This window comes from Jiella marina, from assembly GCF_024359545.1.
Classification (GTDB): domain Bacteria; phylum Pseudomonadota; class Alphaproteobacteria; order Rhizobiales; family Rhizobiaceae; genus Jiella.
The window spans coordinates 707,700-720,121 of record NZ_JAKQZG010000001.1; the positions used below are offsets into that span (position 1 = coordinate 707,700).

At 66.8% G+C, this 12,422-nt stretch carries 8 protein-coding genes; all 8 read left to right on the forward strand.

All coding sequences use genetic code 11. From position 1 onward, the window contains the following. The 8 genes from MF134_RS03320 (at window position 1) to MF134_RS03355 (ending at window position 12,370) form a co-directional block, all read left to right on the forward strand. Entirely contained in the window at window positions 1-2,985 is a 2,985-nt protein-coding gene (locus tag MF134_RS03320; RefSeq protein ID WP_255337951.1) for a sarcosine oxidase subunit alpha family protein, read from the forward strand. Then, complete coding sequence (locus tag MF134_RS03325; protein WP_255337952.1) at window positions 2,978-3,538, forward strand: sarcosine oxidase subunit gamma; 561 nt, start codon at window positions 2,978-2,980, stop codon at window positions 3,536-3,538. Before MF134_RS03320 ends, MF134_RS03325 begins: the two co-directional genes overlap by 8 nt. 107 nt (window positions 3,539-3,645) lie before the next feature. Further along, a complete protein-coding gene (locus MF134_RS03330) occupies window positions 3,646-4,908 on the forward strand; it encodes an aromatic ring-hydroxylating oxygenase subunit alpha (RefSeq protein WP_255337953.1) in 1,263 nt (420 codons plus the stop codon). Window positions 4,909-4,929: 21 nt separating this feature from the next. After that, window positions 4,930-6,042, forward strand: a complete 1,113-nt coding sequence (locus MF134_RS03335; RefSeq protein ID WP_255337954.1) for a hybrid-cluster NAD(P)-dependent oxidoreductase — start codon at window positions 4,930-4,932, stop codon at window positions 6,040-6,042. Between the two features lie 43 nt (window positions 6,043-6,085). Next, a complete protein-coding gene (locus MF134_RS03340; RefSeq protein WP_255337955.1) occupies window positions 6,086-8,140 on the forward strand; it encodes an NADH:flavin oxidoreductase in 2,055 nt (684 codons plus the stop codon). Between the two features lie 350 nt (window positions 8,141-8,490). After that, the gene (locus MF134_RS03345; protein ID WP_255337956.1) at window positions 8,491-10,428 is read left to right on the forward strand and encodes a (Fe-S)-binding protein; all 1,938 of its coding nucleotides are present in this window, start codon (window positions 8,491-8,493) and stop codon (window positions 10,426-10,428) included. After that, window positions 10,425-11,651 carry an electron transfer flavoprotein subunit alpha/FixB family protein gene (locus tag MF134_RS03350; protein ID WP_255337957.1) on the forward strand — a complete coding sequence of 409 codons (1,227 nt, stop codon included), beginning with the start codon at window positions 10,425-10,427 and terminating at the stop codon, window positions 11,649-11,651. The genes MF134_RS03345 and MF134_RS03350 overlap by 4 nt, the downstream gene beginning before the upstream one ends. Beyond that, window positions 11,648-12,370: an adenine nucleotide alpha hydrolase family protein gene (locus MF134_RS03355; RefSeq protein WP_255337958.1), complete on the forward strand. Its 723-nt coding sequence runs from the start codon at window positions 11,648-11,650 to the stop codon at window positions 12,368-12,370. The genes MF134_RS03350 and MF134_RS03355 overlap by 4 nt, the downstream gene beginning before the upstream one ends. Window positions 12,371-12,422 lie beyond the last annotated feature (52 nt).

Below are 12,422 nucleotides of genomic sequence, written 5' to 3' on the forward strand. Positions count from 1 at the left end.
ATGAACCAGCCTTTCCGCCTCGCCGCCGGCGGTCGTGTCGACCGCTCCAGGCCGTTGACGGTCACTTTCAACGGCCGCAAGCTCTCCGGCTATCGCGGTGACACGATCGCCTCGATGCTCTTGGCCTCCGGCTCGCATCTCGCCGGCCGCTCGTTCAAGTACCACCGCCCGCGCGGCATCCTGTCTCATGGCTCCGATGAGCCGAGCGCGCTGCTCTCGGTCGACTGGCGCGCCGATCGCGGCCCCGGCTACCGCGACCCCAACAACCGCGCCACGGTCGTCGAAGCGCGGGAGGGTCTCGTCGCTAAGACGCAGAACCACTGGCCGTCGCTCGAGACCGATGTCGGCGCGGTCAACGATCTGTTGTCGCCGATCTTCGTGGCGGGCTTCTACTACAAGACCTTCATGTGGCCGCGGAAGTTCTGGGACAAGGTCTACGAGCCGGTGATCCGCCGCGCCGCCGGCCTGGGTGAAGCCCCGGAAGTGCCCGATAGCGACCGTTACGCCAATCGCCATGCCCATTGTGACGTGCTCGTCGTCGGAGCCGGCCCGGCCGGCTTGTCGGCGGCGCTCGCGGCCTCGGCCGACGGGTCGAAGCGGGTCATTCTGGCCGACGAAGGCTTCGAACTCGGCGGTTCGCTACTCAACGACGCGACCTCGACGATCGAAGGCAAGCCGGCGATGGCCTGGGTCGAGGAGACACTTGCCGCGCTCGACGCCCGCGAGAACGTCGTCGTCCTGCCGCGCACGACCGTCTTCGGCTATTACAATCACAACCACGTCGCCATGGTCGAGCGGGTTGCCGACCATCGCGACGCTGCGCCGGAATCGCTTGCCCGCGAGCGTCTCTGGCAGGTGCGCGCTGGCGAGGTGATCCTCGCGGCGGGCAGCCACGAGCGGCCGCTGGTCTTCGAGAACAATGACCGGCCAGGCATCATGCTCGCCGACAGCGTGCGCGCCTTCATAAATCGCTACGCCGTCCTGCCGGGCAAGGAGATCGTCGTCGCCACGAGCGGCGCCTCGGCCTATCGCGCCGCCCTCGACGCCAAGGCGGCGGGCATGGGCGTGACGCTGGTCGACATTCGCCTGGAGCAAGACTGCGGAGCCGAGCTCGCCGATGCTCGCGCGGCTGGTATCACGGTGAAGACCGGCCACACAGTCATCAAGTCGCTCGGCACGAAGCGGGTCACCGGCCTCGTCGTCGCTCCGCTCGGCAATGGCGGCCAGATCGGCGACAAGACCACCCTCGCCTGCGACTGCGTCGGCATGTCGGGCGGCTGGACGCCGTCCGTCCACCTGTTCTCCCAGTCACGCGGCAAGCTGGCCTTCGACGCCGAGCTGGACGCCTTCCTGCCGGGCCAATCGGCCCAGGCCGAACGTTCGGCCGGCGCCTGCCATGGAGTCTACGATCTCGCCGCGGTCATTGCCGACGGGGCAAAAGCCGGTGGCGGTTCCGTGACCGTCGAGGCGACGCCGAGCTACACCGGCTTCCAGCCGGTGCGCGTGCTGCCGACCGATGCCGATCCGTCGCGCGTCAAGGCGTTCATCGACTTCCAGAACGACGTCACTGCCAAGGACATCAAGCTCGCCGTCCGCGAGGGCTTCCAGTCGATCGAGCACGTCAAGCGCTACACGACGACCGGCATGGCGACGGACCAGGGCAAGACGTCGAACATGAACGCGCTCGGCCTCGTCGCCGGCACGCTCGGCCGCGAGCTTCCGGCCGTCGGCACCACGACCTTCCGTCCGCCTTACACGCCGGTCACCTTCGGTGCGCTGGTCGGCCCTGCTCGCGACGATCTGTTCGATCCGGTCCGTAAGACCGCCATCGACCCGTGGGCGGAGAAGAACGGTGCGGTCTTCGAGCCGGTCGGCCTGTGGCGGCGCGCCCGCTACTTCCCGAAGGACGGCGAGGACATGCGCGCTGCCGTTGCCCGCGAGACCAAGGCGGTCCGCACCTCCGTCGGCATCTTCGACGCCTCGACGCTCGGCAAGATCGAGATCGTCGGCCCCGATGCGGCCGAGTTCATGAACCGCATCTACACCAATGCCTGGACCAAGCTGAAGCCCGGCCGGTGCCGCTACGGCCTGATGCTGCGGGAAGACGGTTTCGTCTATGACGACGGCGTCGTCGCGCGGCTCGCCGAGGATCGCTTCCACGTTACGACGACGACCGGCGGCGCGCCGCGCGTTCTCGCCCATATGGAGGACTATCTCCAGACCGAATGGCCGGATCTCGACGTCTTCCTGACCTCGATCACCGAGCAATGGGCGGTCATCGCGCTGCAGGGCCCGAATGCCCGCAAGCTGCTGGAGCCTTTCGTCACGGATGTCGACTTCTCCGACGATGTCTTCCCGCACATGAGCGTGACCAGCGGCTTCGTCTGCGGCGTGCCGTGCCGGCTCTTCCGCGTGTCCTTCACCGGCGAACAGGGCTTCGAGATCAACGTGCCGGCCGATTATGCCGAGTCCGTCTGGAAGACGCTCTACGAGGCCGGCCAGAAATACGACATCGTGCCCTACGGCACGGAGACGATGCACGTCCTGCGCTGCGAGGTCGGCTTCATCATCGTCGGTCAGGAAACCGACGGCACGGCGACACCGGACGATCTCGGGCTTTCGGGCCTCGTGTCCAAGGTCAAGCCGGACTTCGTCGGCAAGCGCTCGCTGACCCGGCCGGATATGGTGGCTTCGGGCCGCAAGCAGCTCGTTGGCCTTCTGACCAAGAATAGCGATGAGGTGCTCGATGAGGGTGCGCAGATCGTCGACGACCCGGCGCAGCCGATCCCGATGAAGATGCTCGGCCACGTCACCTCATCCTATGCCTCGTCGAATTGCGGACGCTCGATCGCCATGGCGATGCTCGCCGACGGTCGCTCTCGGATCGGCGAAACGGTCTGGGTGACGACCCCGCAGGGCTTTACCGAAGCGACGATTTCCAACGCCGTCTTTTACGACGTGAAGGGAGAAACGGCAGATGCTTGAAGTCAATGTCGCCCGCCGCACGCCGGCCGTCGCTCCCATGAAGGCCGCGTCGCATGTTCGCGTCGAGCCGATCGGGCCGGAGGGCCGCCTGTCCTTCCGCGCCAAGGAGTCGGCTCTGGCCGGCCAGAGTGAAGTCGCCGGCTTTCGGGTCGACGGCGCAATGAACAGCCGGACGGTGTCCGGCGACAGGGCCGCGCTTCGGCTCGGGCCGGACGAGTGGCTGTTCACCTGCCCGGCCGCCGATCTGGAGGAAGTCGCCGAGGCGATTTCCACCACGATGGACAATCGCGCCTTCTCGCTTGTCGACGTCTCCCATCGCGACGTGTCCTTCCTGGTCGAGGGCGAGCACGCCGATTTCGTGATCAACGCCGGGGCGCCGATCGATCTGTCGCTGCGCAGCTTCCCGGTCGGCGCGGCGACCCGCACCATTCTCGCCAAGTCCGACATCGTTCTGACACGGCTGGCCGAGGACAGCTTCAAGGTCACCTGCTGGCGCTCTTTCGCCACCTACGTCCACGGGTTCCTTGTCGAGGCCGCCAAGGATTTTGCCTGAGCCGCAAGGCTTTCCGATGAGGCGGTCGGCAACGAAGCCCCGCCCCGGTTCCAACCAATTCGGGCGCAGCCGGCGCCCCTCTCCGACCGGCTTTCAGGAGATGCAGCATGCTGGATGATCTCGTTGCCCGCCTGACCCACCGCAAGAAGGGCCACACGCTCGAAGCGCCGTTCTATGTGGACGATGCGATCTTCAAGGCCGACATGGAAGTCATCTTCGGCCGGCACTGGCTGTTCGTCGGCGTCGAGCCGGACGTGCCGGAACCGGGCGATGTCATGGTCGTCGATGTCGGCAAGACATCCGTCCTGATCATCCGCGACGATGACGGCGAAGTCCGCGCCTTCCACAATGTCTGCCGCCATCGTGGCGCCCGCCTCGTCCACGACGAGAAGACCACCGTCGGCAACGTGGTCTGTCGCTATCACTCCTGGGTCTATGCGCCGACCGGCGAGCTCATCCACGCCGAGCATATGGGCGAGGATTTCGACAAGTCCTGCCATGGTCTGAAGCCGGTGCACCTGCGCTCGCTCGAAGGCCTGCTCTTCATCTGCCTCGCCGACAATCCGCCCCAGGATTTCGACGAACTCGAGCGGGTGATGGCGCCCTATCTCGCGCCCCACAATCTGCGCGAGACCAAGGTTGCCTATCAGCACGACCTGATCGAGCCGGGCAACTGGAAGCTCACGATGGAGAACAACCGCGAGTGCTATCACTGCGGTGCCAACCATCCCGAGCTGACCGTGCCGCTGTTCGCCTATGGTTTCGGCTTCGCGCCCGAAGAGCTGAGCGACGACGAGCGCGTCCATGCGGAGCAATACGCCTGCATGCTGAACGACAATCACGAGGGCTGGGAAGCGATGGGCCTTCCCTCGCGCGAGGTCGATCGGCTGGACGACATGGTGACGGGCTATCGCACCGAGCGCCTGCCGCTGGCCGGTGACGGCGAGAGCCACACGATGGACACCAAGCGCGCCTGCAAGAAGCTGATGGGCAATCTGACCAACGCCAAGGCCGGCGCCCTGCATTTCTGGACGCAGCCGAACTCCTGGCATCACTTCATGGGCGATCATGCGGTGGTCTTCTCGGTCCTCCCGCTCGACGCGACGCACTCCCTGCTCAGGACCAAATGGCTCGTCCACAAGGATGCGGTCGAAGGCGTCGACTACGATCTTCAGAACCTCATCGGCGTCTGGATGGCGACCAACCAGCAGGATTCCGATCTCGTCGGCTATTGCCAGCAGGGCGTCGAAGGCGATGGCTACATCCCCGGCCCCTATTCGCCGCACACCGAAATGCTCGTCGAGAAATTCGTCAACTGGTATGTCGGCCGGATGCTGTCGCATCTCGCCGAGACCCGCGCCGTCGCCTGAGTCTTGAGGGGTCGCAACGTCATGGATGCAGCTGCGCCAACGCCCGCCATCGGTCCCGTGCCGACCGGTTATTTCCGCTGGGAGCCGGAGGAGGACGAGTTCCTCATCTGCCGCGCGGTGCGCGAAGAAACCCATGACGTCAAGACCTTCGTCCTGGCGCCGCGGCATGAGCGCCAGTTCGAATTCGTCTCCGGTCAGTTCATGACCTTCGAGTTCGAGATCAATGGCGAGACGATTCAGCGCTGCTACACGATCTCCTCGCCCCCGACCCGGCGCGACACCGTATCGATCACGGTGAAACGCGTGCCCGGCGGGCCGGTTTCGAACTGGCTGCATGACGAGTTCAAGCCGGGCTCGCTCGTCAAGGCCACAGTGCCGATGGGCGAGTTCTCCTGGTCCGGCATGCAGGACACGAAGTACCTGTTCCTGTCCGGCGGCTCTGGAATTACGCCGATGATGGCGATGACCCGCGCCGCCTACGATCTGGCGATGATCTCGGACATCGAGTTCATCCATGCAGCCCGCTCGCCCGACGACATCGTCTTCCGCGATGAGCTCGAACTGATGGGCCGCCGCAACCACTGGATCAAGCCGACCTTCATCTGCGAGCGCGATTCACCGTTCGAATGCTGGTCGGGGCTTCGCGGCCGGCTCGATCGTGGCAAGCTCGAAGTGATCTGCCCCGACTACAAGGAACGGGTGATCTTCGTCTGCGGCCCGGCGCCCTTCATGAAGGCGGCGCGGACGCTCCTGAAGGAAGCCGGCTTCGACATGAGCCGCTACCATCAGGAGAGCTTCAACTTCGACTCCTTTACCGAGGAAGCCCAGGAGCAGATCGCCGAGGCGACCGAGGCGATCACCACCGACGTCAAGGTCTACCAGCTCGAATTTACCAAGTCCGGCCGCACCGTCGAATGCCCGGAAGGCATGACCGTCATGGAAGCCGCGCGCCGCGCCGGCATCCGCGTGCCGTCGTCATGCTCCAAGGGCCTTTGCGGCACCTGCAAATCCAAGGTCACGAGCGGCAAGGTCGACATGAAACACGGCGGCGGCATTCGCCAGCGCGAGGTCGACGCCGGCATGGCGCTCCTGTGCTGCTCGAAGCCGGTCACCGATCTCGTGATCGATCGCTAGTTACCGCCCGCTCGCCAGACGCATTTAAGGAGGGCACTCCATCATGATCGCCAATGCCGAAGCTCTCCTCAAGCCCCTGACCATCAAGGGGCTGACGATCCGCAACCGGGTGATGTCGACGTCGCACGCGCCGTCCTTCGGCAAGGACGGCAAGCCGCAGGAGCGCTATCAGCTCTATCACGAGGAAAAGGCCAAGGGCGGCATTGGCCTGACCATGTTCGGCGGCTCGTCTTCGGTCTCCATGGATAGCCCCGCCGCCCCCTGGAACCAGATTTCGGTGGCCGATGACTCCGTCGTGCCGTTCTTCCGGCAGTTCTCCGACCGGATCCACCAGCACGGCGCCAAGCTGATGATCCAGCTGACCCATATGGGCCGGCGCACCAAGTGGGATACGGAGAACTGGTTCCCGGTGAAGGCGCCCTCGGTCACCCGCGAGCCGGCCTCCCGCTCCGTCGCCAAGGAGTTGGAACAGGAAGAGATCGACCGCATCATTCATGATTTCGCTGAGGCCGCCCGGCGTTGCAAGGAAGGCGGGCTCGACGGCTGCGAAATCTCCGCTGCCCATGGCCATCTGGTCGATCAGTTCTGGTCGTCTTTAACGAACCACCGTACCGACAAGTATGGCGGCAGCCTCGAAAACCGCATGCGCTTCGGCATCGAGGTCCTGACGGCCATGCGCGAGGCGGTCGGCGACGACTACGTCATCGGCATGCGGATGACCGGCGACGAGATGCTGAAAGGCGGGCTGACGGCGGAAGACCTGATCGCGATCGCGACCGAATACGCAGGTCGCGGGCTGGTCGACTTCCTGAATGTCATGGGCGGCCAGGCGCGCGACCACATCGCCCACGCCGTGTCGCTGCCGAACATGTCCTTTCCCGTCGCGCCTTATCTTCCGATTGCGTCAGCGGTGAAGCGCGAAGTCGATGTCCCGATCTTCCATGCCCAACGGGTGACCGATCTGGCGACCGGCGCGCGTGCGGTGGCCGAAGGCCATGTCGACATGGTCGCCATGACCCGCGCCCACATTGCCGACCCGCATCTCGTCAAGAAGCTGACCGAAGGTCGCGCCGACGACATTCGCCAATGCATCGGTTACGGCTATTGCATCGACCGCATCTATATCGGCAAGGACGCGCTGTGCATCCAGAACGCGGCGACCGGGCGCGAGTCGACGATGCCCCACGTCATCGCAAAGGCCGAGGTCAGGAAGCGCGCCGTTGTCGTCGGCGGCGGCGTCGGCGGCCTCGAAGCCGCCCGCGTGCTCGCCGAACGCGGCCATGAGGTAACGCTGTTCGAAAAGACCGACAGGCTGGGCGGCCAGGTTCTGACCGCCGCGAAAGCGACGTGGCGCGAAGCGCTGACGGGCATCCCGCGCTGGCTCGTCGCCCAGGTGCAGAAGCTCGGCGTCGACATCCGCCTGAACACCGAGGCCGACGATGCGGCGATCTTTGCGCTGTCGCCGGACATCGTCATCGTCGCGACCGGCGGGCTACCGAACCGCGGCGAGGCCAAGGGCGCCGAAAACGCTGTGTCGACCTGGGACGTGCTCGAAGGCCGTGTGGAGCCGGCCGGCACCGTTCTTGTCTATGACGAGATGGGCGACCACAACGCCGTCTCGACCGCCGAACACCTTGCCAAGAAGGGCTGTCTCGTCGAGCTCGTCACCCACGACCGGATGATCGGCGAGGACATCGGCGGCACCAACCAGCCGGTCCATCTGCGCGAACTCTACAAGCTCGGCGTGATGATGACGCCGAACATGGAGCTGATCGAGATCTACCCGGAAGGCAACCGGATGATCGCCGCCCTGCGCAACACGATGACCGACGCCGAGGAAGAGCGCGTGGTCGATCATGTGGTGGTCGATTACGGGACGGTGCCCGTGGACGGCATCCATTTCGCGCTGAAGGACGGCTCGAAGAACAAGGGCTTCACCGACCTTGCCTCGGTGGTCGAAGGCCGGCCGCAGCCCTTCGAGGTGAACGGCGCCGGCGCTGCCGAAGGCTATACGCTCTACCGCATCGGCGATGCGGTGGCCGGCCGCAACATCCACGCCGCCATCTACGACGCCCTCCGTCTTTGCAAGGACCTTTGAGCGATGGGCGGCCTCCGGACGGTCTTCGCGGGGAGCCTCAGTGAGCGAGCGGCGCAAGCCGTGCCCCCCACGCCTTGCCGTATCGCGCAAATCTCAGCGCGACGGCACGCTCACCCCCCTCTGCCTGCCGGCATCTCCCCCGCAAGGGGGGAGATCGGCTGGGTCATCGCGCCGCCACGGTCTCGGCCGCTGTTACCGGAAAACCACGCTGGTCTTGATGCATCGCATCGAGGTCACTCGGGTCTCCCCCCTTGCGGGGGAGATGTCCGGCAGGACAGAGGGGGGTGCGGAGCCGTCCCCTTTTCGATCGCGAGCAATCTCCGGCGCTCGACCGAGAAACGGCGCCACCCATGACCCCCGCCGCCTTCCTTCCCTGGCTCGTGGTCGCCATGGTCGCCGTTGCGGCGGTCCAGCTGGGACGGCGCGTGGCGCTGTGGCGGAGCGGCCGGCCGGCCAAGGTCGACTGGGTCGCCGGCCTGAAGGCGCTGCCGAAGCGCTATCTCGTCGATGTCCATCACGTGGTCGATCGCGACAAGTCGGCCTCGCGAATGCATGTCCCGGTGGCGGGCGGTCTGGTCGCCGCCAGCGGCCTTCTCGTCCTCGGGCTGATCCCTGCGCTTGCCGCCTCGCAGCTCTACTGGGCCGTCGTGACCCTGGCCTTCCTGATCATGGCGGCCGGCGTCGTTCTGGTGGGTCGCAGGCGCTATCCGCGCGCCATGAAGCGGCTGTCGCTTGGCCGTTGGCAGCGCTTTCCGGTCTATCTCGGCGCCTTTGCCCTCGGCGGCATCCTGACCTCGGCGCTTGCCGCATTCGGCAACCCGGTGCCGGCGATCGCCTTCCTCACATTCGTCGTCGCCGCGGCCGGCGGGCTGATGCTCGCCTATGAAGTCGCGACGGGCCCGATGCGCCATGCACTGGCGGGCGCGACCCATCTCGTCGCCCATCCCCGCGCCGCTCGCTTCGAGGGCAGCCGCGAGACCGGGTTGCGCCCGATCGACCTCGAGGGCGACAAGCTCGGTAACGAAACGCCCCAGGACTTCGCCTGGAACCGGCTTCTCTCCTTCGACGCCTGCGTCCAGTGCGGACGCTGCGAAGCCGCCTGCCCGGCCTTTGCCGCGGGCCAGCCGCTGAGCCCCAAGCACCTCATCGCCGATCTCGCCGCCGCTCAGGCCGGGGGGCATGCGCGGCCCTATGCCGGCATGCCCTACCCGAACGAGCGGCCGGTCGCAGGGTCGGCAGGGCTGCATGCTCGGATCGTGTCGCCCGAAGGCATGATCCATCCCGACACGCTCTGGTCCTGCACGACCTGCCGCGCCTGCGTCGAGGAATGCCCGATGATGATCGAGCATGTGGATGCGATCGTCGACATGCGGCGCTTCCAGACGCTGGAACTCGGCGCGATTCCGCTGAAGGCGGAAGAGCCTCTCGGCCACTATCGCGGCTGCGACGAGCCGAACGGACGGGCGCTCTCGGAACGGACGGACTTCGCCGCCGGCCTGTCCCTCCCCCGGATCGCCGAGACGGGCGAAACGGATATCCTGTTGTGGCTCGGCCAGGCCGCCTACGATCTGCGCGGCCAGAGGACATTGCGCGCGCTGATCCAGACGCTCAACGCGGCGGGCGTCGAATTCGCCGTTTTGGGCGCCGAGGAGCGCGACTGCGGCGATCTCGCCCGCCGTCTCGGGGACGAGGCGACCTTCCAGAGGCTCGCCAGGCAGAATATCGCAACGCTCTCGGCCTACCGCTTCCGCCGTATCCTGACCGCCGACCCCCATGCCCTCCACGTGCTGCGCAACGAATATCCGGCGTTTGGCGGCGATTTCCCGGTGATCCACCACACGGCGTTCCTCTCGGAACTGATTGCCGAAAAGCGTCTTTCACCCGCGTCCCTTGCCGCGCGTGCGATCACCTATCACGACCCCTGCTATCTCGGCCGCTACAATGGCGAGACGGAAGCGCCGCGCTCGCTGATCGACGCGCTGGGGCTCGAACGCCGAGAAATGGCGCGCTCGGGCAAGCGCTCCATGTGCTGCGGCGGCGGCGGCGGCGCGCCGTCGACCGACATTCCCGGCGACACCCGTATCCCGGACATCCGCATGAGCCAGGCCCGGGAGACCGGCGCAAGCGTCGTCGCGGTCGCCTGTCCGCAGTGCACGGCGATGCTCGAAGGCGTGACCGGCGAACGCCCGGACGTGAAAGACATCGCCGAGCTCGTCTGGGAGGCGGTGCAGGCCGGCTCGAAGGCGACCGCGTCCACTTCCGCCGCGCGGGAGCTCGAACCGGCATGACGAGACCACGGATCGATCCTCGCGCGTCGCGCACCGAACAGCGCGTCGCTTCCGGCGAGAACGGCCGCAGACGCTATGATCTGTCCTCCCGCACGGCGAGCAATCCCATCGGACCCCCACGCCGCGATCCGCGACAGGAATGGGCGGCAAGCCTGATCGATCGGCCCGGCCGCCGGCGCTACGACCGCTCCCAGCGCCCTGTGGCGCGGGGCGGGGCGTCGAATGTCGAAGCTGCGCGGGTCGGAAGCGCGGCCGAAGCGGTCTCCACCGAGCCAACGGTGCGGATCATCGAGGAACCGGCGTTTCTGGTGTTTGCCTTCGTGGACGCGCCGGGGGGCCGCCTCTCGCGCTTCGACCGGCAGGTCCTGGGCGGCGCGCGGCTTCTGGCCGATGCCGGTGGTGGAGGCGGCGCGGTCGTCGCCATCGTCGCGGAAGAGATCGACGGCCTGGGCGCGGCCGGCGCCGACCGGGTGATGAGCCTTCCGACGAACGGATCGGCGTCCGCGCGTGCGGCGGCACTGCGCGCAGCCATCGAGACCCATGCCCCGCGCCACGTCCTCTTTGCCGAGGATGGCGATGCCGCCGATTGTGCACGGCGGCTGTCCGTCGCGCTCGGCGAACCGCTGTTTTCGAATGTCGAACATCTGACCGCCCGCCAGGTGGTGCGTCCGAACCGCGGCCGCCGCGCCGAACTCGCCGCCGCGCCGCCGCGCCTGATGACGCTGGGCGAAGATCGGGCGAAGATGCACGCCGGCGCACCCGGCGAAGCGCGCCCGCTGGAGTTCGAGACGGCGCCCTCCGACGATCAGGCGATCCTGTCGGTCGAAATCATCCCGGGCGATCCGGCGCGGCTTGCGCTATCGGAGACCGATTTCGTGGTTTCCGCCGGCAATGGCGTGACCGATTTCGAAGGCTTTCGCGAGTTGGCTGCGCTGATGAAGGGAACGCCCGGCGCGAGCCGTGTGGTCTGCGATGCTGGGCTGATGCCGCGCGGCGCTCAGGTGGGCGCGTCGGGCACGGTGCTTGCCGCCGACTGCTATTTCGCCCTCGGCATTTCCGGCGCGCCGCAGCACCTTCAGGGCATTGCCGCCTGCGAACAAGTGATCGCCGTCAACACCGACCTTCATGCCGCGATGATCGAACGGGCGGGACTCGCCATCGTGCAGGACGCGCAACTGGTGATGCCGGCCCTCATCAAGCTGTTGAAGGAGCGCCAGTCGTGAAATCCGTCGTGCTCCTCTCCGATGCCCGCCATCCGGTCTCCGGCCGGGCGGTTCTCTCGCGGCTTGAAGCCCAGGCGATCGGGCTCGGGACGGCACTCGGCGGCACCCTGACCGGACTTCATGCCGGCGATTGCGAAGACGGTGTCCAGGAATCGCTCGGCCATGGCCTGTCCGCGCTGGATATCCTGTCGCTGCCGCCGGAAGCCGATCCCGTGTCGGCGCTCACGGATTTTCTGAAGGCCCAGAAGGCGGATCTGATCCTCGCCGGAAGACGAGGCGAAGGCGGCTTCGACAGCGGTCTCCTGCCCTACGCGCTCGCCGAAGCTCTCGGCCTGCCGATCCTGGCCGACGCCGTCGCCCTGACGCCCGGCGAGGCAACGGATACGCTCGTGGTCGATCAGGCTCTGGCAAAAGGGGCGCGCCGCCGGGTGACCGTGCGGCTGCCGGCTCTCGTCACCGTGCATCCGCTGGCTCCAGCGCCCCTGCCCTTTGCCTTTGGTGCCATGCGCCGCGGGACGATCCGGCGCCACGTAGCCGAGGCGGCCGACGCCTCTACCGATCCCGTGGAGGAGCGCCCCTATCGCGCCCGGCCGAAACTGATGCGGACGAGTTCCGCCACGGCCTCGGCCGAAAACCTCCATGTCGGACCGGAGCCCGAAGAGGCCGCACGGCTGATCCTCGACTATCTAGAATCGAACGGCATCCGCCGCTACGGGTGAAGCAGAACGGGCGAACGCCCGCCCGGTCATGCTCGACTGAACCGTGTTGGCC

Coding starts and splice junctions, on each gene's coding strand:
- MF134_RS03320 (WP_255337951.1), top strand. CDS start 1: ATGAACCAGCCTTTCCGCCTCGCCGCCGGCGGTCGTGTCGACCGCTCC.
- MF134_RS03325 (WP_255337952.1), top strand. CDS start 2,978: ATGCTTGAAGTCAATGTCGCCCGCCGCACGCCGGCCGTCGCTCCCATG.
- MF134_RS03330 (WP_255337953.1), top strand. CDS start 3,646: ATGCTGGATGATCTCGTTGCCCGCCTGACCCACCGCAAGAAGGGCCAC.
- MF134_RS03335 (WP_255337954.1), top strand. CDS start 4,930: ATGGATGCAGCTGCGCCAACGCCCGCCATCGGTCCCGTGCCGACCGGT.
- MF134_RS03340 (WP_255337955.1), top strand. CDS start 6,086: ATGATCGCCAATGCCGAAGCTCTCCTCAAGCCCCTGACCATCAAGGGG.
- MF134_RS03345 (WP_255337956.1), top strand. CDS start 8,491: ATGACCCCCGCCGCCTTCCTTCCCTGGCTCGTGGTCGCCATGGTCGCC.
- MF134_RS03350 (WP_255337957.1), top strand. CDS start 10,425: ATGACGAGACCACGGATCGATCCTCGCGCGTCGCGCACCGAACAGCGC.